This window comes from Galbibacter sp. PAP.153, from assembly GCF_037029175.1.
GTDB classification, from domain to species: domain Bacteria; phylum Bacteroidota; class Bacteroidia; order Flavobacteriales; family Flavobacteriaceae; genus Galbibacter; species Galbibacter pacificus.
The window spans coordinates 1-24402 of the sequence record NZ_JAZEUN010000019.1 but is presented as its reverse complement, the minus strand read 5'-3'; the positions used below and the strand labels follow the sequence as shown (position 1 = coordinate 24402).

The following is a 24402-nucleotide window of genomic DNA, read 5'->3' as shown; positions in this document are numbered from 1 at the left end:
TCGATATTTTTTGCGACAGTGGCGGCGTCCATGCTGCCGCCTGTGTTTGTACTGCTTATTGTAGGCCACTCATGATGCGCTCGGTATTTGGGTTAAGTTACGACTACCACACCATAAAAATAGAGAAAACACATTTTGGGCAACGGGTTAACTACTTAACTATCTTAATTTTAACACACCATTTCATACTTTTCAGTTTAGAGATTTTTAGCTTTGCACATATTTTGCTAATTCTAAAAAAAACCATATTTTCTGCAATATTCACACTAATTTTGTGTTTAATTTTTATCTCGTTGTTTAGTAGGAAGAGTTCATGAGGAAATTACTTTTATCGTCCATTATCGTTATTGTTGCTATTGTTTACATAGGAAGGCTTTCTTATTTGCAGTTATTGGATAATACCAATAAAAATCCTCTAGACGATACAGCAATAAAAGCGGTTTACGACTATCCCGAACGTGGCTATATTTACGATAGAAATGGGGAATTGCTAGTTGCAAACCAACCTTCATATGATGTCATGGTAATCCCAAGGGATGTAAAGCCTTTGGATACGGTAGAATTTTGCACACTTCTGAACATCAGCAAAGAAGACTTCAGCAGAAAATTTGAAAAAGCATATACCTATTCCCCAAGGCTTCCGTCGGTATTTGTTCCTCAATTATCCAAAAAAGAATATGCCATCCTTCAAGAGAAAATGAGGAAATACGAAGGGTTTTACATTCAAAAGAGATCCTTAAGGCATTACATGACCAGCGTCGGGGCAAATATATTGGGCTACATTAGTGAAGTAAACGACTGGGACTTAAAAGAGTATTCTTATTACCAATCGGGGGAGCTTATAGGAAGACAAGGAGTTGAAAAACAATATGAAGAAGTATTAAGAGGGAGAAAAGGAGTGAAATTTATTCAAAAAGATCGCTTTAACAGGGTTATTGGGCCCTATAAAGAAGGAATTTACGATACGCTTCCCGTTCCCGGAAAAGATATTGAACTAACAATAGACAATAAATTACAGGCTTATGGAGAAAAATTAATGATCCATAAGCGGGGTGGCATTGTTGCCCTCGACCCCAAAACAGGCCAGATATTGGCTTTGGTTACCGCCCCAAATTACGATCCGGATTTGTTGGTTGGCAGAAAACGCTCTAAAAATTATACCGAACTTTATTACGACTCTATTGCAAAGCCACTGTACGATAGGGCACTCAATGCTACGTACCCTCCCGGATCTCCTTTTAAAACGGTAAATGCTTTAATAGGACTTCAAGAGGGTGTTATAGACGAACAAACTACCTTTACCTGTTATCATGGCTACCGATACGGAAGAAATTCTTTTATGGGCTGCCATTGTCCCTATGGGAGCGTAAACAACCTTGACAGGGGAATTTATATGTCCTGTAATGCCTATTTTGCAAATACATACAGGCGTATTATTGAAAAATACCCATCGGCTGCCGAAGGAATGGATGCATGGCAAAAACATGTGGAGAGTTTTGGTCTGGGAAATTATTTAGGATACGACCTTCCAACCGGGCAATCTGGAAAAGTACCTGATGAAGATTATTACAATTTGATATACGGTCCAAAAAGATGGTTTGCAACCAATACCCTCTCTAACGCTATAGGGCAAGGGGAAGTTTTAACAACGCCCATTCAATTGGCAAATTTAACGGCCACCATAGCCAATAGGGGATATTATTTTACCCCGCATATTATTAAAAAAATAGAAAACGATACCATAGCCCATAAATTTGTAGAAAAACATCAAACAACGGTAGATCCACAGTATTTTGAACCCGTTGTAGAGGGCATGCGAGACGTGTATGAAAAAGGAACGGCCCAATGGATAAAAATCCCCGATATATCCATGGCGGGAAAAACAGGTACCGCAGAAAACTTTACCAAAATAAACGACAAAAGGGTACAGCTTACAGACCATTCCATATTTGTGGCCTTTGCTCCTGTGGAAGACCCTAAAATAGCCATCGCAGTATTTGTTGAAAATGGTTATTGGGGAAGCAGATGGGCCGGTAGAATTGCAGGCCTGATGATTGAAAAATACATAAAAGGTGAAATTACAAGAACAGATATGGAAGAATATGTGTTAAACGGTAGCCTTGAAGAAGAATACGCCAAACCATTGAGTGGAAAATCCTTTACAATTAATGATGGAAAATTTATAAAATGGCCCGTTAAGGATACCGTAAACATTAAAGTCCCAAATAATGATAAACCTATACCATAAATGAGCAATTTTTTAAAAAAAATAGATTGGTTAAGTATTCTCATCTATTTCTTCTTGGTTTTTATTGGTTGGTTAAATATCTATTCTGCTTCTTACAGTGGCGAAACTTCGTCTATTTTTAACACGGATGCCTTTTACGGAAAACAACTTTTCTTTATAGGGGCAAGTCTTGTATTGATTATTCTTGTACTTTCTGTCGAAGCAAAATTTTACGAGCGCTTTTCGGGCGTAATATACCTTATTTCCCTACTTTCGCTCGCCGGGTTATTTTTATTTGGAAAAAATGTAAACGGGGCCACCTCGTGGTATGCCATGGGGGGCATGACCCTCCAGCCATCAGAATTTGCAAAGGCAGCCACGGCTTTGGCGTTAGCCAAGTTTTTAAGCGACATTCAAACAGACATCCACAATATAAAAGATTTATTTAGGGCTTTTGTAATAATTAGCATACCGGCACTTTTAATTATACCGCAACCAGACCCCGGAAGTGCTTTGGTATATGCTGCTTTCTTTTTTGTTCTTTACCGCGAAGGGCTTCCTGCCAGTTATTTACTTATTGGCGTTTTTGCAGTTATACTATTTGTCTCTACATTAATTTACGGCACGATATGGGTTTTTATTGGAGCTGCTATTTTATTGGCAATCACTTATTTTATTTCTAAAAAAAGAAAGAAAAAAGTATCGGTTTTTAAGCTAATCCTCATCCTTATTACTACTTGCCTATTCTCTTATTCGGTAGATTTTATCTACAACAATGTTTTCCAGCAAAGGCACAGGGACCGTTTTGGTTTATGGTTGCGGCTAGAAAAAGACCCTGTTAAGCTAGAGCAAATACGTAAAACCATTGGTTATAACACTTATCAATCCGAATCGGCCATTGGTTCTGGTGGTTTTATTGGAAAAGGTTTTTTAGAGGGGACCCGCACCAAAGGAAATTTTGTACCCGAACAACATACAGATTATATTTTTAGTACTGTTGGCGAAGAATGGGGTTTTATTGGCAGTGCTTTGGTCGTGGTATTGTTTACCTTATTAATTTTACGCCTCATAATTGTAGCCGAAAGGCAAAAGTCGGCTTTCAGCAGGATTTACGGTTATTCGGTAGCCTCGATTATATTTTTTAATTTTGCCATTAATATCGGGATGGTTATTGGCTTGTTGCCAACAGTTGGAATTCCGCTCCCTTTCTTTAGTTATGGAGGTTCCGGTTTATTGGGTTTTACCCTTTTGCTATTTATTTTTATAAAACTCGATGCCAACAGAATTAATGAATGGTAAAAAAATAATGCCTCCAAAACAATTTTATCAGAAGCATTATTTTTTAATTTTCTATTTCAGTTAACATTAACCCTTCGGAAAATTAGGATTGGCCATTATCTCCTCTATCTGTTTGGTATGCCTTGCACAATGTGCGGCAATAAACAATAGGTTTTGATAACCGTCGGACTTTCCGGTTGGATAATCACTTATGTGGTTTCGCATGTTTTCAACATCTGTATTCTCTATATATTCCAAGACAGGTTTCCTGGCAGCCAAAAAATCGTTTATGGCCACTTGCGGATCTTTGTATTCCCCGGTGCCCTGCAATTCTTTCGGGGCCTGGAACTTCTTGCTCCTGTCTGTCATCATGCTTATCAATGCCGTATCCGATGTTTTAACCTGATCTTTAAGTTCGGGCTGGGCAGGCTTTTCCATTTCCTTTTTGGCCATATCAAAAAGCATTTTTTCTGAAGCAACAATATGTTCGAGGCATTGACTTACCGACCAACTATCTGGTGCAGGCTTGAAGGTTAATTGTGCTTCGGTTAGAGTACTTACATCGGCAATAAGGCTGTCGGTGGTTTGGTTAAAGTACTGCAACAAAAATGCCTTAGTCCCTACTTTTGCTTCTATAGGTTGAGATTCCAGTATTTCTTTTAGTTTGTCCAGGCCTACTTGCAGGTCATTACCAATAAGCGATTCAAAATCCATAAAAAGCATCATCAGGTTCATGGGGTATTTCATGTGCCCATTGAATCCCCAAGTAACTTTTGTCTGGTTATCGGCTATTTCTTCGGTACTCATAAATCCTGGCGAGGTTGATTCTATAGGTTTTTTAAATCGGAATTCGTATTCTATCCTTTTTCCTTCATCAATTTTGGTAATTTCCTGCTCTCCTGTTCCTACCTCATTATTATCGCTTTCCCACATCGAAACAAAGCCAACGGTACCATCCGTCCCTTCAAAGGTTTGCTTCATGTTTGAGTCTATATTTGCCCATTTACCGTAATTATTTTGATTTTTTAGGTACTTTACATAATCAAAGACCATCTCTTTTGGCCGCTCGATAATTACATCCCGCGTTACTTTATAATCCTTTTTAACAAATAAGGCAGCAATCAATGGAATTGCTATAATTACAATGATAACAATCAATAAATTTTTAAGAAGTTTCATATACGTTATTTTTAGTTAATTGATTAGTTTTTATGAGTTTCAAGGCATTCGTGTTTTATTATTTCAATATCAAAATTTTTTAAATTTATTTATTATTTTCTGATTTACAACATCTTATACATAAAAATAAGCACGTAAAATAACAACAATAGAGGAACGATACTTTTACATATATGCAAAAAACCCGTGCCACAGATAAGTGACACGGGTTTTTATCCTCTATTAATTTCTTTATTAATCCTTGATATTGGCTACCTTATTGTTCTTGATATTGTTCATTTTTAAATCTTCCAAAACATTTAAGGCTTCTTCCATATAAACATCCTTGGAAAGATTGGCATGCCAACGTTCTCTTTTTTGTCTAAGTACACTATCTTTTGCCATCAGTTCCACTTCATAAGGAAGTGATTCGTAGGTAAGGTTGGTTTTATAATCGGATATTTTCCTGAATTCTTTTAAAACCTGCTCGTCCTTTTCTGTTTCTGCAAGATATTGGTCTATGTTAAGCGGGTATTCTTTGTCTTCCTGTTGTTTCTTCACCCATTTGGCATTTTCGTCTATAAGTGTTAATTGGCTATTTTTGGCCATTCTTTCTTTACTTTTCTCAATGGTTTCATCATAATCAATATAACCGGCCCAATCGTTGTACTGCACGGCATCTATTTTATCCCACGGAAGAGGGTTTTCCTGATCTTTCTCGCCAATATCCCTGTAACTATACCTATCTGGAACCACCACATCGCTCTTAACGCCTTCCAATTGTGTCGAGCCACCATTAATCCTGTAAAATTTCTGGGTGGTAACTTTTAATGCCCCGACATCTCCATATTCGTTATCGCCCCTTAAGAATTGGTTTAGGTCAATTACGTTTTGAACCGTTCCTTTTCCATAGGTTTGCTTGCTTCCTAAAATAATGGCCCTTTTGTAGTCTTGCATTGCGGCCGCCAATATTTCTGAGGCAGAAGCCGACAACTCGTTTACAAGGATAACCAAAGGTCCGTCCCACTGAATATTTTTATCGGTATCGGCAAGCACTTCTTTGCGCTTTCCGGTAGATTTTACCTGCACAATAGGGCCATCTTTGATGAAAAGCCCGGCCATGTCTACCACTGTCTTTAAAGATCCGCCGCCATTGTCCCTAAGATCCAGAACAAGCCCTTCGGCTCCTGCCTTTTTAAGTTCGGTGATTTCCTTGGCCACATCAGAAGCGGCATTTCTATTGTTATAATCGTCAAAATCTATGTAAAACTTAGGAAGGTTGATAACTCCAAAAGTCCTGTTGTCCTTTTTTACAATAGATGACTTGGCATAGGTTTCTTCCAGTTCCACAATGTCTCTTACAATAGGCACTTCGGCAATGGTTCCGTCTACGCGTTTTATGGTAAGTATTACTTTGGTTCCTTTAGGCCCCTTAATAAGCTTAACGGCGTCTTCAAGTCGCATTCCCACTATACTCACTGGAGTTTCGTTTTCTTGGCCTACCTTCATTATTTCGTCCCCCACTTCTACTTTATCGCCTCTCCAAGCCGGCCCGCCCGAGATAACTTCTACAATTTTAATATGGTCGTTTTTCTTTTGAAGCCTAGCTCCTATCCCTTCAAATTTACCGGAAATTCCCACGTCAAAACGTTCTTTTTCATCGGGTGCAAAATAAAACGTATGCGGATCGAATTCTTCAACAATAGAATTTAGATAAACCACAAACCAATCTTTGCGCTCCAAATCGTTCATAAAGTCAAAATATTCCCCGATTGTTTTTTGGGTATCTTCCCTGGTTTTCTTTTCCAAGGCAATAGGGTCATCGGGCAAATCGTCGTCATTTTCCAAACCGGGCGCAATTGGATCTTCTTCAATAACGTCTTCTATGCCTTGCTTGGTCATTTTCTTTTGGGGCTCTTTTTTCTTTTCTATGCCTTCTATTCCATAGGCATAACGCTCCAAAGTTGAAAACTTCAATTGCTTTCTCCAACGTTCCCAAAGTTCTTCTTTGGTCTTTGCATATGGCAAATTATCGTAATCTACATCTATATTTTCTTCTTTTGAATAGTCAAAAGGTTTCTCCAAAACATCTTTGTACATTACAGATGCCTCGTCCATACGTTGCATTAGCCTGTCGTAGGTAAGGTTGAAGAATGTTAGATCTGATGTTTTTATTTGATCGTCGATTGCCGATCTGTATTTTTTAAACTCGTCAATATCGCTTTGCAAGAAATATCTTTTAAGCGGGTCTAACGCTTCAATATAATCATCATAAACATGTTCTGAGAAATCGTCATCGATTGTCCTCGGATTGTAATGACCATTTTCCAGCACATACGATATCAAATCGAGTAAAAGTTTGTCTTTATCAGGGTTGTCAAACTTGCTAGTAAAACTACACGATGCCGCAGAAACCAGTAAGGCCGCGAGCAAATACACTAAATTCCTTTTCATTTACAACTATTTTTTTTGAGGCAAAAAAATCCCTCTGCATTATTCTTTTTAAAAATTTCATACAGTTTTACCATCTAACAGAACTGTATGTTTCGAAATATAAGAAATTTCTGCTTATAATATTTGACATCAATCATATATAAACAAAATTATATTTCTTTCCTTATTATTTTTAAACGACTAAATTAACGAAAAAATCGTGCCATGGTATGCTCTTCCGCCTAATATTTTGTTAAACGTTTCTATAAATTATTTTAATATTTAAATTGATTATTTTAGCACTGTAAATACCAAAACCCAAAATGAAAAATAAACCTTTAATACTTGTAACCAACGACGATGGGATTACGGCGCCCGGAATTAGAGCGCTTATTAGTGTTATGAACGAAATTGGCGAAGTAATCGTGGTGGCCCCAGACAGCCCACAAAGTGGTATGGGGCATGCAATTACGGTAAATTCAACGCTTTATTGTAGCCCGATTACCATTAATGAAGAAGACGTACAACTTGAATACAGTTGCAGCGGCACCCCGGCAGATTGTGTAAAGTTGGCGGTTAATGAAATTTTAAACAAAAAGCCGGACATATGTGTTAGCGGCATCAATCATGGGTCCAACTCGTCCATCAATGTTATTTATTCCGGGACCATGAGCGCAGCAGTCGAAGCAGGCATCGAAGGAATTCCAGCCATTGGTTTTTCCCTTTGCGATTATTCTTGGGAAGCAAATTTTGACGCTGTTAAAGAATACGCCAAGACCATTACCAAAAGTGCCTTAAAAAATGGCATCCCCAAAGGGGTGGTCCTCAATGTAAATTTTCCCAAATTAAAAGATGATAAAATCAAGGGCATCAAGATTTGCAGACAAGCCCGTGCCCGATGGGTAGAAGAATTTGACAAGCGTACGAACCCCATGGGAAGGGATTATTATTGGCTGACCGGAAAATTTGAAAATCAGGACAAAGGCGAAGACACCGACGAGTGGGCTTTGGCAAATGGCTATGTTTCGGTGGTTCCCGTTCAATTCGACCTAACCGCACATCACGCTATTCAAGATCTAAATACCTGGAGTTTGAATGACTAGAAAAGAAGTTTTAATAGGATTTTTTGTCGGTATCATTGCAAATGTGCTTGGAACTTTGCTATACATTCTTATCTTCTCTGATCTAAGTATTGAAGACAGTATAAAAGTAGCTCGCGAACAAGGACATTTGGGAAGTTTATTGGCTTTGGGAGCATTGCTAAACCTAGTGGCCTTTTTTGGGTTTATAAAGCTGAAAAGGGATTTAAGGGCCAAAGGTGTCCTTATTGCCACTTTTTTAACTGCTTTTATTATATTAATGATAAAAATTTTTTAATATAAAAATCGTGCATACGTGAAATATTATATAATAGCTGGAGAAGCATCGGGAGATTTACATGCCTCCAACCTTATAAAAGCACTTTCTACAAAAGACAAAGAAGCTACTTTTCGCGGGTGGGGCGGAGACCTTATGCAACAAGCCGGCATGGAGCTGGTAAAACACTACAAGGAACAATCCTTTATGGGTTTTTTTGAAGTTATTATGAATTTGCGCACTATTTTTTCAAACATAAAATATTGCAAGCAGGATATTGAAAACTTCAATCCGGATGTCATTATTTTTATTGATTATTCGGGCTTCAACCTAAAAATTGCCAAATGGGCAAAACAGCATAACTACAGAACATTTTATTATGTCTCCCCACAAATATGGGCCTCTAGGGAAGGCCGGATAGAAGCCATAAAGAGGGATATAGACGAAATGTTTGTAATTCTTCCCTTTGAAAAAGATTTTTACGAAACAAAACACCAATACCGGGTCAATTTTGTTGGTCACCCGTTGTTAGATGCCATTTCCAGCAGGAAACAGGTACTCCCGGAAACATTTAGAGAAGAAAACGGACTCGACAAAAGGGAAATTATCGCGTTGCTGCCAGGAAGCAGAAAACAAGAAATTACCAATATGCTATCAACCATGTTAAGTGTGGTAGACGACTTTACCGATTACCAGTTTGTTATTGCCGGGGCCCCAAGTCAGGAATATCAATTCTACGAACAGTTTATTGGCAAGGCCAATGTTAATTTTGTAACGGGAAAAACCTATGACCTATTGAGCGTATCCAAAGCCGCCCTTGTTACCAGCGGCACCGCTACCCTGGAAACCGCCCTTTTTAAAGTCCCCGAAGTTGTTTGTTACAAAGGCAATTGGATAAGCTACCAAATTGCCAAGCGCATCATCACGTTAAAGTATATTTCGTTGGTCAATTTAATTATGGACAAGGAAGTAGTGAAAGAATTGATCCAAAACGACCTCACCACTAAAAATCTTAAAGCCGAGCTCCATAAAATTCTCACCCCCGAAATCAGGGAACGTATTTTTCTTGATTATTTTGAGCTAGAAAAAAAATTGGGAGGAAAAGGCGCAAGTATGAAAGCTGCTCAACTTATTTATGATAAAATTTCTTAATTTGCAACAAACCCTAATGAATACATGAAAAAAATACTTTGGCTGCTTTTTATATCATTCATCATAATAAGTTGTGGTTCATCAAAAAAAAAGGTATCGGTAAAAGGAGAACGGCCGGTTACTGAAGATACATCAACTAAAAAAAGAAAAAAAACAAACAAAGAAGCCGATGCCATTATAAAAACGGCCTTGTCTTTTAACGGCACTCCATACAAATACGGCGGGACTACCAAACGCGGAATGGATTGTTCGGGCTTGATATATACTTCTTTCCTGGAAAATGATATTTCCCTGCAACGCACTTCGTACATGATGGCTACACAGGGGGAAAAAATTAAAATCAAAGATGTGGAAGAAGGCGATCTGTTATTTTTTACCACAAGCAAAAACAAACGAAAAATAAATCATGTGGGGCTTGTGGTTCAGGTAAAAGGCAACGACATCCGCTTTATCCATTCTACTACTTCAAGGGGTGTACTGGTTTCTTCCTTAAGCGAAGGTTACTGGAATTACGCATTTAACCAAGCCCGAAGAATATTGTAGATTATTTTCTTTTTATTTTAGTATATTGGTAATGTGAAAATATTGAACTATCCCATTACCAAATTAACCGTTCCATTAATCGGAGGGATTTATTGTGGTTTTACATTTCCTGTTAGTTTATGGAACACTTTTATTATTCTTGCTGCATGCCTTGCATTGCTCATTGTTTTCCGGTTAAAATCGAAAATAGCAACCAGTCATTATTTCGGAATATTTATTTTGTTTATTTTCTTCGTCCTTGGATGCATAAATGCAAAAATCCATACCCTGGAAAATCCTAAACATTACAGTTATCATTATAAAAATGGGGACACCATAAGTTTTAGGATATATAAAAAACTTAAATCAACTAATTATAGTTACAGATACCAAGCACACTTATTAAAAATTAACGAAGCACCCTGTATGGGGAAAGTACTGCTTAACATATATAAAGACAGCAGTAATACCGGGTTTAAGCCTCCAAAGATTGATTATCTATACCAGACAACCAATAGCCTAACAGAAATTACCCCGCCTTTAAATCCGCATCAATTTAATTACAAAGCCTATTTGGCCCATCAAGGGATATACAGCCAATTAAAACTTGGTATTGAAGACATTTCCTTGAAATCTACATCCATAAAAACAGTACAGGGAATAGCCGGAAAACTACGGGACAACATCAATAAAGTGCTTAAGACATATCCATACAAAACAGAAACAGCCATTTTAAACGCCTTATTACTTGGACAACGAGACGAAATAAATAGCCAAACCTACCAAGATTATGCATCGGCAGGTGCAATCCAATTACTGGCAATTTCAGGACTGCATATTGGTATTATTTTATTGATTTTACAGTTTCTGCTTGCACCGCTAAAACATACAAAGTACGGAAGGGTAGCAAGCCTTGTCTTGATATTGGCCTGTTTATGGTCTTTTGCAGTACTTACCGGTTTAAGTGCATCGGTTGTACGGGCTGTTACCATGTTTTCGTTTATTTCTTACGCCCTTCAACTAAAAAAGGGCAGCAATATTTATCATGCCATTATAAGTTCTATGTTTATATTGTTGTTATTTTGGCCTGCCTTTATTTTTGATGTAGGTTTCCAGCTTAGTTATATCGCGGTTTTTGGAATTGTGTGGATACAGCCTCTCATGGAAAAATATTGGAGCCCAAAGCATAGAATTACAAATTATTTTTGGAAACTTATTACGGTTTCCTTTGCCGCTCAATTAAGTGTACTTCCGCTTTCGCTGTATTATTTTCATCAGTTTCCGGGTCTTTTCTTCCTTAGCAACATTGTTTTAATTCCCTTTATGGGAACCATTTTAGGACTGGGAATTATTGTAATTATTTTGGCCGGGGCTAACTCATTACCGTATTTTTTAGGTAAGATATTTTTTGAGCTGATTGGCTTGATGAACAGTTTTGTTGGGTGGGTTGCCGGCCACGAAGCATTTGTATTTAAGGAAATACCGTTTAATTTCTACAAAATGGCAGCATCATATATATTGATAATTGCTTTTGTTTCTTGGTTAAAGAAGAGAAAACAGCATATTTTTCTGGTTACAATAGGCAGTAGTTTGTTATTAATAGTTGCTTTTTTATATGAAGGTCATCAAACTTTAAAAAAAGAACGCTTGGTTATTTTTCATAAATCCAGAAACTCATTATGGGGTACACAACATGGAAATAGATTATTGATAAATGACACGCTTTATAAAACAAATTCGACTATAAAAGATTTTTGCATCGGAGAAAATATAAATGATATTGCATATGTACCTTTCAAAAAGAATTTTTCGTTTAAAAATTACGATATTCTTATAATAGATAGCACCGAAGTTAATTATAAAAACCTACACCCCGACATTGTATTGCTTGCTAATTCACCTAAAATAAACCTGGAACGCTTTATTAAAAAAGCTAAACCAAAAAGAATTATTGCAGACGGAAGCAATTATAAATTCCTGATTGCATTATGGAAAGCCAGCTGTAAAAAAGAAAAGCTCCCGTTTCACTACACCGGTGAAATGGGAGCTTGTATTATAGAATAGTTATTTAACTTTTAATTAATTTAATGTATCCCATGCATCCATTTTCTAAGCAACGGAATTAACAGAAACAATATTAATGCGGCCCCGGCAACTACACCAATACCCCATATTAAGTACGTATTGGCATATACACCTAAAGTTTCCATTGGCTGCGCGCCTTCGTCTATACTTTCTGAAGCAGTCAAAGTGCCAATCCATCCGGCCATTTTATTCCCGATGGACATGGACAAAAACCAAGCACCCATTACAAAGCCAACCACTTTTCCGGGCGACAGTTTAGTAACCATAGAGAGGCCAACGGGCGATAAAGAAAGTTCTCCCATGGTATGGAACAAATACATAAATGCTATAAATGCCACCGAAACCAAGCCTTCGCTATTTGCAAAGTACTTCGCGCCAATTACAATTATTGCAAAACCCAAAGCTAATTGTGCCAGCCCCAATACAAATTTCATGGGTGTGCTAGGTTCTTTCCCTGCCTTGTTTAAACGCAACCACATGTAAGAAAATAAAGGCGCTAAAAGTATAATGAACAATGGGTTGAAACTTTGAAATATGGAAGCGGGCAATTCTGTACCCATTATAAATCTGTCTACATTTTTTTCTGTGAACAAGGTTATGGAACCCCCGGCCTGTTCAAACAATGCCCAAAATACCGCATGGAAAAAGAACAGGACAATCACCACCAATAACCTTTGCCCGGTAGCCTTGTCTTTTGCCGTTAAGGCATGATAAAGCAAATATCCAACTATTAACAATGAAATAACCAGTAATATGGTCGACATTACTTCATTTAGGTTAAGCATTAATGCACATATTGGAATTGCCGCAAGGGATAAAACTATTACCGGAAGGTCCGGTTTTATACCAAACAACTTCACTTTGCCTTCCTGTACCTCTTTTGGTTGCAATCCCTTTTCGCCAAAACCCCTGGAGAATATCCAAAAAACCGTTAGACCAATCAACATACCAATTCCTGCCAAACCAAATCCATAATGCCAGTTTATATTTTGACCGACATAACCACAAGTTAGCATTGATAAAAAAGACCCAATATTCACGCCCATATAAAAAATGGAGAAGGCACCGTCTTTACGGGGGTCGTCCGTTTCGTAGAATTTTCCAAGGAACGAACTTACATTTGGTTTAAAAAATCCATTTCCAACAATAATCAGAGCCAAAGCGCCAAAAAACAATGGCATGTTACCTTCTAAATCACCAATACCCTGAATTCCAAGCGTAAAATGACCCAAAACCATTAAAAACCCGCCCCAAATAATCGTTCTCCTAAAGCCTAAATATTTATCGGCTACCAAGCCGCCCAATACCGGAAGAAGGTATACCATGGCCGTATAAGATCCATATATGGCATACGATTTAATTTCAGCAGCACTTTGTGCCAAGTCAACAAATAAAACCTTGGTCATGTACAATACCAAAAGGGCACGCATACCGTAATAGGAAAAACGTTCCCACATTTCAGCAAAAAAAAGTACAAATAATGCCTTTGGATGCGTTTTTCTATTTGTATAAATAATGAAAGGAACCCATAGTAATACAAATATCCAACCTACCGTTAAAATCCACAATGTTAAATTCATGCTTTTAATTATTAATTACTAAATCTATTTTTTAATATGAATGGTTTATAAGTAATTAAAAGGTTGGTTATGTAATTGTCTATGATGTTGAAGTTTCCAATTCGTTTGCTATTTCGTCTTGAATTTTACCTTCATTATCTTCTGCACCATGAGTAAGGCGCTTTAGGGGTTTCATTAAAAGTATAACAACAAGGCCGATTAAAGACCAGATAACTGTAATTCCGGTAAAAATCTCAAATTCACCCAAATGCTGGGCACTTTGGCCAATATATCCTGCCAATTTATTACCTAAACCTGTAGCTGCCCAATAAAGGCCCATAATAATTGAAGCATATTTTAGAGGTGCCAATTTGGTAATAAAAGATAAAGATACCGGTGAAGCACACAATTCCCCAATAGAATGAAAAAGATATGCCAAGATTAACCAATACATTGCCGATGAACCTGTTGCTTCAGTTTCTACGGCAGCGGCGCTCATAAAACCAAAGCCCAAAGCCATTATTATTATCCCAATGGCTATTTTAAACAAAGATGATGCTTCATGGCCTTTTTTACGCCATTTTAACCAAAATGCTCCTACAGCCGTAGCCAAGGTAATGATAAAAAAGGAGTTAACAGATTGAAAAACAGATGCCGGAACAGTAAAAAGTCCGAAGAAATTCCTGTCTGTATTTTGCTTTGCATAGAGGTTCATTAACCCGCCTGCTTGCTCAAATGCCGCCCAGAACAAAATAATCAATAAAAACGAAAGCAACAATACCACTACTCTATCCTTTTCTATTTTAGTAAGTGGTTTGTTTAAAATTTCCCGGTCGGCTTCATTTTTATTAGAAATAAGGTTTCCTACATTTTTAAGGTATTTTTGCCCCCATATATACACTATCTGCCCTATCAACATACCAATTGCCGCCAACCCGAAGCCATAATGCCAATTTATTTTTTCGCCTATATATCCACAGATAATCGGGGCAATAAAACCGCCAATATTAATTCCCATATAAAAAATATAGAACCCCAGGTCTCTTCTTTCATCTTTTGGTTTGTACAGCCCACCAACCATTGAAGAAATATTGGGCTTAAGGCCTCCTACGCCTAAAATAATAAAAAGGCAACCCACATAAAACGAAGTCTCGGAGTTTAAAGCCAAAACAGCATGCCCAATACAGAGCAACAGCCCGCCGAGCATTACTGTTTTCTTTTGCCCCAGAAATCTGTCGGCAATCCAGCCTCCCGGAATGGACGACATATATACCAGCATGGTATACCACCCATAAAGAGCCAATGCTTCATTATTGGTCCAGCCAAACCCCGGATTATTTGACGTGGTTTCGGCTACTAAAAATAAGGTAAAAAGGGCGCGCATGCCATAATAAGAAAAGCGCTCCCATAATTCTGTAAAAAAGAGGATATACAGCCCTTTAGGGTGCCCAAATAATTCACTTTTGCTAGGGTCTTGAGTTACTGTTGGCATTAGTTAAGGTTTTAAAGATTAAAAATTATTTTTTGATCTTTTCAGATCCCTGAACATCTCCAGCTTTATCTCCCAAGTGTTCGTCTATAAAATTAGTCATTTTGGTATACAACTGTAGTCTGGTATTCCCACCATATATTCCATGATTATTGTCTGGATAAATAGCCCAGTCGAATTGCTTATTGGCCTGTATCAATGCTTCGGCCATTCTCATGGTATTTTGCACATGTACATTATCATCGCCAGAGCCATGAATTAATAAATAATCGCCTTTTAACAGTTCGGGGTAACTTAGCGGGGAATTCTCATCGTAACCGCTTGCATTTTCCTGTGGTGTTTGCATGTACCTTTCCGTATAAACCGTATCGTAAAATCTCCAGCTGGTAACAGGAGCCACGGCTATTGCCATACTAAACACATCGTTTCCTTTTAAAATTGAGTTTGTGCTCATAAAGCCACCATAACTCCATCCCCAAATACCAATTCTATTTGCATCGATATAAGGCAATTCTCCCAATTTCTTTGCGGCGGCTATTTGGTCTTCAACTTCGTATTTTCCAAGTTCTTTATAGGTTACTTTCTTAAAATCGGCTCCTTTAAACCCTGTCCCCCTACCATCTACACAGGCAATTACGTAACCTTTTTCTGCTAGCATTTGGTACCAATAATCATTAGCGCCCATCCAACGGTTTGACACTTGTTGGGAACCCGGCCCCGAATATTGATACATAAACAATGGATACTCTTTGTTTGGGTCGAAATCCTTGGGTTTTATCATCCACATATTCAATTCATTCCCATTAATATTAATGGTCGTAAACTCTTTGGGCGATATTTCATAGCTAGAGACTTTCTTTAACAATGCATCATTATTAACAATCTCCTTTATTTCCTTTCCGTTTTTGCTGTCGTTCAACGTATACCGGTTTGGCATGGACGCACTAGAAAACGAATTTATGTAGTAACTAAAGTCTGCACTAAAAGTAGCGTTATTGGTTCCTTCTTCGCTAGACAACCTTTCTTTATCTTTTCCGTTAAGCTTGACAGCATATACGTCCCTGTTAATAGAACCGTTTTCTACAGACTGATAAAATACGCGGTTGGTTTTCTCATCGTACCCGTAATAATTGGTTACTTCCCAAGGCCCTTTGGTTACTTGGTTAAGAAGTTTTCCTTCTTTGCTGTAATGATAAATATGATTAAACCCATCTTTCTCGCTTGTCCATATAAAGCTATTGTCGTTTAAAAAAGTTAGGTTATCGGTAATATCTATATAAGCTTTATCGGTTTCGTGCAACACCACATTTGTCCCTTTTTTAAGATCGTGGAAATACAGTTTTATATCGTTTTGATGACGGTTCATTACCTGTACGCTCAATACGTCTTCGTTATTGGTCCACTGAATTCTAGGAATGTAATAAGCCTCTCCAAGATCGACTTTTTGGGTCTTTTTCGAACCCAACTCGTAGGTAAACAAGCTAACTTCTGAATTATCCTCGCCAGCTTTTGGGTACTTAAAAACTTGCTCTGTAGGATATAAGGTCTCGCCATATATATCCATGGAAAATTCCGGCACCTTACTTTCGTCAAAGCGGATAAATGCCAAATGCGTTCCGGTTTTATTCCAGTCGAAAGCCCTTACCAGGGAAAATTCCTCCTCATAAACCCAATCGGTTACGCCATTTATGATTTTATTTTTTTCGCCATCGGTGGTTACCTGTACTGTTGTATTGTTTTTTAGGTCTTTTATGTAGATATTGTTTTTAAAAACATAAGCCACTTTAGAAGCATCGGGAGAAAAAGTAGGTTCCTGGATTTTATCTTCAGAAATAAGTTTTAATTCTTTCGAGGCAATATCATACACATAATATTTCCCCAGCCTCGACCTCCTAAAGATAGGTTCTACATTTGTAGCGAGGATTAATTTGGACTCGTCCTTACTAAATGTATAGGATGAAAAATTGTCGATTCCATCCAAGTTTGAAGAAGAAACAATTGTCTCTACTTTTTCCAACGTTTGGTAATTATATTTATCTATGGAAGAACTTTTGGCGGTTCGATCGAAGTTTAAAACCGTGTACTGCTTCCCGTTTTTCATGGAATGCAGCACGTCCATGCCTTCAGTGCGAAATGCACCTCCCCATATTTCTTCTAATGTAATTTTCTGATTTTGAGCGGTTGTGAGGGATATCAAACCAACAAAAAGTAGGATAAACGTATAATGTATCTTCATTAACTGTTATGTATTGATTAAAAAACCGTCAAGTTTACTAAAAATTTCACAAATTCCGCAACTTTTAGCGTTAAACATTGCCCTGTGGCTTAAATTGAAAACTTTTAAAGGTAAAAGCACTTCGCTTCCTCATCAATTCCCCATTCTTTATTGTGGACGGTAAAACAAGCCTTTGTTCTTAATCCTTATATTTGCGGTAAATTAGCAAACAACAAAATGACATTACCCGTAAACGGATTTTCTAAACTTTCTAAAGAAGAAAAGATTACCTGGTTGGCCAACCAACACTTTTTAAACAAAGAAGAAGGCATAAAAACCATTAAACAATATTGGAACACCAACGAGCAATTACAGGTGCTTCACGATGAGTTTATAGAAAATACCATTACTAATTTTTACCTTCCGTTGGGCATTGCCCCCAACTTTTTAATTAATGGCCAATACCATACCATACCCATGGCAATTGAAGAAAGTTCGGTAGTAGCGGCGGCAGGAAAAGCAGCTAAATATTGGCAAAAAAGAGGCGGTTTTAAAGCTAATGTTTTGGGCACCGAAAAAATTGGACAAGTACATTTTATGTATTCCGGGGCTTTTGCCAAACTGAATGATTTCTTCAACAGCATACAGCCCAAGCTTTTTAAAGCCACCAATAGCATTACGGAGAACATGCAAAAGCGCGGTGGCGGGATAACCTCTATAGAGCTTCGGGACAAGACCAACGAGCTCGATAATTATTACCAGTTGCATTGCACTTTTGAAACGCTTGACGCTATGGGGGCTAATTTTATCAACTCCTGTCTGGAAACAATTGCCAAAACTTTTAAAGAAGAAGCTCAAAATTTTAACGGTTTTACTTCGGAAGAAAAAGACATCCAGATAGTAATGAGCATCTTGTCTAATTACGTGCCAAATTGCACGGTACGGGCAGAAGCAAGCTGTAAAATTGAAAATCTAAATGAAGACAAGGACATGCCACCTAAACAATTTGCCGAAAAATTTGTCCGTGCCATTGCTATTGCCAATGCAGACCCGCATCGGGCAGTTACGCACAATAAAGGCATCATGAACGGCATTGATGCCGTTGTTTTGGCAACCGGAAACGATTTTAGGGCGATTGAGGCAGGCGTGCATGCCTATGCAAGTAAAAATGGCTCCTACCAAAGCTTGACTAGTGCCCGTGTTGACGGGGACACTTTTTATTTTTCGATTGAAATACCCTTGGCGTTGGGCACCGTTGGCGGGCTCACAAATTTGCATCCGCTCGTAAAGCTATCCCTGGAAATACTGGATAACCCCTCTGCCAAGGAATTAATGAAAATCGTGGCCGTTGCTGGGCTCGCACAAAACTTTGCCGCAGTTCGTTCGCTCATTACCGAAGGCATACAAAAAGGACACATGAAAATGCATCTTTTGAACATTCTTAATCAATTAGGCGCTTCAGAAGAAGAAAAAAAATATTTCATTAAATTTTACAAAGACAAAACCATTACTCATAGCAATGTGATTAATGAATTTAATTCTTTAAGAAGCAAGAATGACTCATCAATACCGAAGTAACGGGAAATTATTAATAACAGGCGAATATGTGGTACTGGACGGGGCATTAAGCTTGGCTTTACCGTGCAGGTCCGGGCAAACATTAACCGTCGTGGAAACCAACCACGGCCTACTGTCCTGGAAAGCTCTTGACCATAAAGACAATGTTTGGTTTTCGGCTAAAATAGATTTTTTTAAGTTGAAGGGGTTCTCTGTAAACTGCATTGTTGAAACCAACGACCCCCAAAAAGCAAAAACCCTGATTGCCATCCTTACCGAAGCCATAAAGCTCAACCCCGGCTTTTTAAAAAATGCCGAAGGGATCGAAGCCGTTACAAAACTTGAATTTCCACAAAATTGGGGTTTGGGATCCTCTTCTACATTGATCAACAATATTGCATCTTGGGCACAAGTTGATGCCTTTGCATTGTTGTGGAACAGTTTTTCGGGCAGTGGTTACGATATAGCATGCGCACAAAACAACACTGCCATTAATTACAAAGTTGCCAACAAACACCCCCAAATAATCCCGGTTGAATTTACCCCCCTTTTTAAGGAGCAACTTTTTTTTGTTCATCTAAACAAAAAGCAAAACAGCCGGGAAGGAATTGAACACTATAAAAAGGTCACTAAAGCCGGCAAAAAAAGTGCTTCGGTAAAAGCTATTTCTGAGCTCACCAAAAAAATACAGCAAGCACAAACGCTTTCCCTTTTTGAAGAATTACTTAAAGAACACGAAAATATAATTGGCGACCTCATTAATTTACCGCCCATAAAACAACGTTTATTTAAAGATTATAAGGGCACCATAAAAAGTTTAGGCGCTTGGGGAGGGGATTTTATGTTGGTTACCGGCAATAAAGAAAATGTTCATCCTTACTTTAAGGATAAAGGGTATAATATCATATTTACTTATCAGGAAATGATATTGAGTTAACGTGCGTTTCGATACAGCAACGCATGTTAACTTAAATTTGCAACCTAAACTTACAATCTACTTTTTTTTTGCAAAAAAAAGCTCCCCGATAAGGGAGCCCTCTCTACTTAATTTATTTGAGTTAGCTTAAGTATGTTCTATTAACCTGAGTCGATTATTAATAAATATCGGCTCTTTCGTCTTCAATATCTGCGGCATCTTTTAAAGCATTGTATGCTGCAAAACTTGCCCTATTTCTATTTAATGTTTTCTGGGAATTGGCATACGTTGCATAGTTATCCAAAGAAGGTGCAATTTCTTTTTTAGTAACCGACACCATAAACACTCCGTTTTCTCCCTCGATAAGCGATGAGTTTTCGCCTTCAGACAATCCCATGGCTACCCCAACAACCTTTGGCTCCCTTCCGGCTCCAGAAATGGTTGGCGTTTTCATGGTAAGCCCCGTGGCTCCAGAAACATTAACATTATTGCTTTTGGCAAGTTCGTCTATGGATTTACCTGCATTTTGTTCCATTATCATGGCCGCCTTCTTTTGCTTTCTTAATATTGGCAATACCCTTGCCGAAGCATCTTTTGCTGTGGCCAAGCCTTCTTTTCTTTTTCCGGTAAGTTGTATTACAGCGTACCCGTTTGGTGTGTTAAAGCGTTTAACATCGCCTACTTCGGTGTCGGCATTGAAAGCCCATTGCACAATGCCTCGTTGGTTACCAATTCCAGGAATATTCTCATCGAGCGCCTTTACTTGGTTTACCGGACGAACCGTATAATTTGAAGATTTTGCCTCTTCTTGAAAATCTCCGGAAACAGCCGCCATTTGAAACTTGGTGGTTGCGGTAAACAAATCGTTTATTGTATTCTCTGAAGGTTCAATTTCCCTAGCTATGGTAGCTATTTGAACTACATCGTATTTGTCGTCTATTTTAATAACGTGGTATCCAAATTGGGTTTCAACTACACCAATAGAGCCTATAGGATTATCAAAAATATAATCGTTGAAAGCCGGAACCATTTGCCCTGCTGGAATATTATCGTATGTTCCACCTTTGGAAGCTGAGCCTGGATCTTCAGAATTATCCCTGGCCAGTGCGGCAAAATCATCTGGGTTGGCCTTTACTTTAGCCAAAATCTCATCGGCTTTTGCTTTTGCCTCTTCTTTTGTTCTAGATTCTTTTGGCTGGGCACCTGCCCCATCGTATGAAATTAAAATATGACTGGCTTTTACGGACCCACCTTCTTTTTTATGGACCATTCTGCTAAGTTTATAGAAATTGCCATCTTTATACGGGCCAAAAACCCCACCTACCGGAAGGTTATAAAGGGTATCTGCAAATGCTGCCGGAAGCTGTGCTTTGGTAACATATGTAGTGTCGAATTTAATGTCGGAATTTCTATTTACAAAATCCCTTAAATCTGTTGTTGTTTTAAACCCGGCTACTGTATCGTCTGCCTTTGTTGCTTCATTATAAACAATAGAATTCTTTAAAAGCTTGGAAAGGTCGTTTTCTATTTCCTTAACGTCATCATCAGATGCTTTTTCTTCAAAATACACATAACGAACGTCTCTTGAAGATTCCTGCTTGAACTCATTTTCATGTTTTTTGACATACGATTCTATTTCACTGTCAGAAACATTTACGGTACTGTCCGGAATGGACGTGTAAGGTATTTTTACATATTTTACATCTACCTTATCGGTTTCCAGGTGATAGGCAAGTTCTCCTTCTTTTAAAGTAGAACCTACTCCCGCTTTGATAAGGTTAAAGTAAGATTGTTCTTTTGATGCATTGATAAGGGCGTCTTCCTGCATTTTCCATTGTTGATACCCTGCTGGATTGTTTGCCTTTAGGTTGGCTATAAACTCTATGAATTTACCTTCGTCGAAAACCCCGGCTTCGTTTTGAAACGTTGGGTCTGAAGCAAAAGCTGGATTTGCTTTTACTACTTCCAATATTTGGTCTTTTTCAATATTTATCCCAAGATCTTCGTATTGTTGCCCAAGCACAATTCCTCTCACTTCCTGGTTCCAAACCTGATTTACCACTTGAACCGTAGTAGCATTTGCGCCATATCTTCTCGACATGTTCTCCACCTTGTACGCAAAATCCTGGCGTAAAATAGGTTCTCCATTTACCTCTCCAACAGTTGATTTTCCGGTACCGGAATTTTTACTAAAAACACCGGAAATAACAAATGCAAATAAAGCCAATCCAATTACAAGGATAAGAAATAAAGACCGACTTCTAATTTTTTCTAGAATTGCCATTTATCAATACTATTTTATAAAATTAATGTGGGCGAAAATACCACTTTTTTGGAATAATAAAAACCTGAAGGTGCAATTATTGCGCTTTTTGTTTGATATATCGGAAAATTATGTTTCATCAATAATCCAAAATGCCTTGATTGGCTTTTCCCATTTTAATTCACCCTGATGATTTTTATTCTTCTTCCAACATTTTGAGGTGCAACAAATCTATTTTGGTGCTGCCAACTTCCAGCACGGTAAATTGGTAATTATCAATCGTTACCACTTCTCCTTTTGCCGGGATTTCCCCGATCCTGTTAACGATAAGTCCGCCCAGTGTTTCGTAATTTTCTTCTTCGGGAAGGTCAAGTTTGTATTCTTCGTTTAAATAATCTACTTCCAGCCTTGCCGAAAACTTAAATTCGGTTTCGCTTATTTGTTCTTCCTGCAAGACAATGCTATCGTGTTCGTCTTCAATTTCACCAAAAAGCTCTTCCACAATATCCTCGACCGTCATAATCCCGGATGTTCCACCATATTCGTCTAAAACTACCGCTATGCTTTTTCGTTTTTTTGTTAGCACTTCGAGCACATCACTTATCAGCATTGTTTCGGGCACATATTCAACAGGCATCATTACGTTTTTGATCCCCTGTGGTTTTTTAAACAAATCGAAGGAATGCACATACCCTATAATATCGTCTACGGTATCTTTATACACCAATATTTTTGAATAGCCGGTTTCGGTAAAAAGTTTGCCGAGCCCTTTGGGCGATTCGTGCAGTTCTACTGCTGTTATTTCTGTTCGGGGGACCATTACTTCCCTTGCTTTTACTTCTGAAAACTCCAGAGCGTTTTGAAAAAGCTGAATTTCGGAATCTACATCGTCTTCTTCGTCTACGGATTCCATTTGTTCTGAAATATAATCGCCTAATTCTACTTTGCTAAAAGCCAGTTGCACATCGTCTCCTTTCGATTTAAAAAATACTTTAAGGACAATGTCTGAAATCCAGATAACAAACGACGATATAAATGAGAAAATTATGTAAAAAAAGTATGCCGGCACCGCAAAGAATTTAAGCAGGCTGTTTGCATAAATCTGAAAGAAAACTTTTGGCAAAAACTCGGCGGTAATTAATATAATGAGTGTTGAAATAACCGTTTGGACCAATATTACATCGAAGGGGAGGCTTTCTGCGCCAACATACGACGGGTAAATATAATCAATCAACAGGTCCCCCATGTAGATACCGTAAACCACTAAAGCGATATTATTGCCCACCAACATGGTCGCAATAAATTTTGAAGGCTTTTTAGTAAGTTTTGCAAGGACTTTTGCCAAGAGGCCATCTTGCTTTTTCTCTATTTCTATATGAATTTTATTGGATGAAACATAGGCTATTTCCATCCCCGAAAAGAAAGCAGAGAGTAAGAGCGAGACGATTATGATTAAAATGGCCATTTCCATTTATTCTTTATTTTGCCTATCGCTGAATTTTTTGCGGTAATACCTTCTAAAGAAAAACATCCCCAGGGAAACTATTGCAAAAAACAGAAAAAGGTATGCCCTGTTTCGGTTTGTTCCCCAAACCTGGACAACTTCAACAATAGAAATAACGGCAACGATAAGATAAGCAATCTCAAAAATCTTAAAATACTTGGTATTCATAACTGTAAATAATAGAAAATAGAATTTCTTTGTTCAAAAATAAAGAAAAGTTGGATATATATGTGTGATTCTGTGGAATTCCTTGCGGTCATTCCTCAGAATCGGTCCGGGGCTTCTTGCCTCGGACCGTTGGGCTTCATTTAAAAAAATCGTGTATCATTAAAATTTTAGGTTAAAATCGTTATTTTTGAAAATAAATAAAATAGTGATGGATATTCAAGCGGAAAAAATAGAATTGGTAAAAATGCTTTTGGATACCGAAAATCCGAAAATTATTGAATCAATTAAAAAAATCTTCAAAAAATCAAAAACTGCTGACTTTTGGGATGATTTATCTATTGAACAACGTAACGAAATTGAAAAAGCTTCTCTTGAAATAGAAAACGGAGAAATTACTGATTACAAATCCTTTATGAAAAAACACAGATAAATTGAGCAGAAAAGTTGTCATTTCAAAAACAGCTGAAAGGAAATTAGACAAACTTTTCGAGTACTTAATCAACGAGTGGTCTGTTAAAGT

18 protein-coding genes are annotated in these 24402 nt (G+C 37.8%); 10 read left to right on the top strand and 8 right to left on the bottom strand.

What is annotated here, in order from left to right; genetic code table 11:
• The first annotated feature begins 313 nt into the window (after positions 1–313).
• Together mrdA and rodA are read left to right on the top strand one after the other, a co-directional pair.
• On the top strand, positions 314–2248 hold the full coding sequence (gene mrdA / locus UXI14_RS12845; protein WP_335966482.1) for a penicillin-binding protein 2: 1935 nt from the start codon (positions 314–316) through the stop codon (positions 2246–2248).
• Positions 2249–3526: a rod shape-determining protein RodA gene (rodA, locus tag UXI14_RS12840; RefSeq protein ID WP_335966480.1), complete on the top strand. Its 1278-nt coding sequence runs from the start codon at positions 2249–2251 to the stop codon at positions 3524–3526.
• Between the two features lie 66 nt (positions 3527–3592).
• On the opposite strand, the gene UXI14_RS12835 is transcribed toward rodA, so the two are convergent.
• On the bottom strand, positions 3593–4684 hold the full coding sequence (locus UXI14_RS12835) for a DinB family protein (RefSeq protein WP_335966479.1): 1092 nt from the start codon (positions 4682–4684) through the stop codon (positions 3593–3595).
• Positions 4685–4918: 234 nt separating this feature from the next.
• Positions 4919–7117 (bottom strand): carboxy terminal-processing peptidase, encoded by a 2199-nt coding sequence (locus tag UXI14_RS12830; RefSeq protein WP_335966478.1) that lies wholly within the window; start codon positions 7115–7117, stop codon positions 4919–4921.
• A gap of 302 nt (positions 7118–7419) precedes the next feature.
• Here UXI14_RS12830 and surE point away from each other — a divergent pair, with 302 nt between their 5' ends.
• From surE to UXI14_RS12805, 5 genes are read left to right on the top strand one after another with little or no spacing between them, the layout of a single operon-like run.
• The gene (gene surE, locus UXI14_RS12825; RefSeq protein ID WP_335966477.1) at positions 7420–8199 is read left to right on the top strand and encodes a 5'/3'-nucleotidase SurE; all 780 of its coding nucleotides are present in this window, start codon (positions 7420–7422) and stop codon (positions 8197–8199) included.
• Positions 8192–8473 (top strand): hypothetical protein, encoded by a 282-nt coding sequence (locus UXI14_RS12820; protein ID WP_277901272.1) that lies wholly within the window; start codon positions 8192–8194, stop codon positions 8471–8473. Before surE ends, UXI14_RS12820 begins: the two co-directional genes overlap by 8 nt.
• A gap of 18 nt (positions 8474–8491) precedes the next feature.
• Positions 8492–9604: a lipid-A-disaccharide synthase gene (lpxB, locus tag UXI14_RS12815; protein WP_335966476.1), complete on the top strand. Its 1113-nt coding sequence runs from the start codon at positions 8492–8494 to the stop codon at positions 9602–9604.
• A gap of 24 nt (positions 9605–9628) precedes the next feature.
• Positions 9629–10147 (top strand): C40 family peptidase, encoded by a 519-nt coding sequence (locus tag UXI14_RS12810; protein WP_335966475.1) that lies wholly within the window; start codon positions 9629–9631, stop codon positions 10145–10147.
• 33 nt (positions 10148–10180) lie between these two features.
• A complete protein-coding gene (locus UXI14_RS12805) occupies positions 10181–12190 on the top strand; it encodes a ComEC/Rec2 family competence protein (protein ID WP_335966474.1) in 2010 nt (669 codons plus the stop codon).
• A gap of 20 nt (positions 12191–12210) precedes the next feature.
• Here UXI14_RS12805 and UXI14_RS12800 read toward each other — a convergent pair whose 3' ends face one another.
• The 3 genes from UXI14_RS12800 to UXI14_RS12790 form a co-directional block, all read right to left on the bottom strand.
• On the bottom strand, positions 12211–13791 hold the full coding sequence (locus UXI14_RS12800) for a peptide MFS transporter (protein ID WP_335966473.1): 1581 nt from the start codon (positions 13789–13791) through the stop codon (positions 12211–12213).
• Between the two features lie 79 nt (positions 13792–13870).
• Positions 13871–15262, bottom strand: coding sequence for a peptide MFS transporter (locus tag UXI14_RS12795; protein ID WP_335966472.1), 1392 nt, complete (start codon positions 15260–15262; stop codon positions 13871–13873).
• Between the two features lie 25 nt (positions 15263–15287).
• On the bottom strand, positions 15288–17495 hold the full coding sequence (locus UXI14_RS12790) for a S9 family peptidase (protein ID WP_335966471.1): 2208 nt from the start codon (positions 17493–17495) through the stop codon (positions 15288–15290).
• 216 nt (positions 17496–17711) lie between these two features.
• Between UXI14_RS12790 and UXI14_RS12785 the strand changes: the two genes are divergently transcribed.
• Together UXI14_RS12785 and UXI14_RS12780 are read left to right on the top strand one after the other, a co-directional pair.
• Positions 17712–19052 carry a hydroxymethylglutaryl-CoA reductase, degradative gene (locus UXI14_RS12785; protein WP_335966470.1) on the top strand — a complete coding sequence of 447 codons (1341 nt, stop codon included), beginning with the start codon at positions 17712–17714 and terminating at the stop codon, positions 19050–19052.
• Complete coding sequence (locus UXI14_RS12780; RefSeq protein ID WP_335966469.1) at positions 19030–19968, top strand: GYDIA family GHMP kinase; 939 nt, start codon at positions 19030–19032, stop codon at positions 19966–19968. The genes UXI14_RS12785 and UXI14_RS12780 overlap by 23 nt, the downstream gene beginning before the upstream one ends.
• A gap of 157 nt (positions 19969–20125) precedes the next feature.
• Here the strand turns inward: UXI14_RS12780 and UXI14_RS12775 are convergent, their stop codons facing one another.
• From UXI14_RS12775 to UXI14_RS12765, 3 genes are all read right to left on the bottom strand, one after another.
• Positions 20126–22231: a peptidylprolyl isomerase gene (locus UXI14_RS12775; RefSeq protein WP_335966468.1), complete on the bottom strand. Its 2106-nt coding sequence runs from the start codon at positions 22229–22231 to the stop codon at positions 20126–20128.
• Positions 22232–22406: 175 nt separating this feature from the next.
• Entirely contained in the window at positions 22407–23681 is a 1275-nt protein-coding gene (locus tag UXI14_RS12770; RefSeq protein ID WP_335966467.1) for a hemolysin family protein, read from the bottom strand.
• Positions 23682–23882, bottom strand: coding sequence for a hypothetical protein (locus UXI14_RS12765; protein ID WP_277901260.1), 201 nt, complete (start codon positions 23880–23882; stop codon positions 23682–23684). It abuts the gene before it with no gap.
• 187 nt (positions 23883–24069) lie between these two features.
• Here UXI14_RS12765 and UXI14_RS12760 point away from each other — a divergent pair, with 187 nt between their 5' ends.
• Positions 24070–24312, top strand: coding sequence for a hypothetical protein (locus UXI14_RS12760; RefSeq protein ID WP_335966466.1), 243 nt, complete (start codon positions 24070–24072; stop codon positions 24310–24312).
• Positions 24313–24402: the final 90 nt, after the last annotated feature.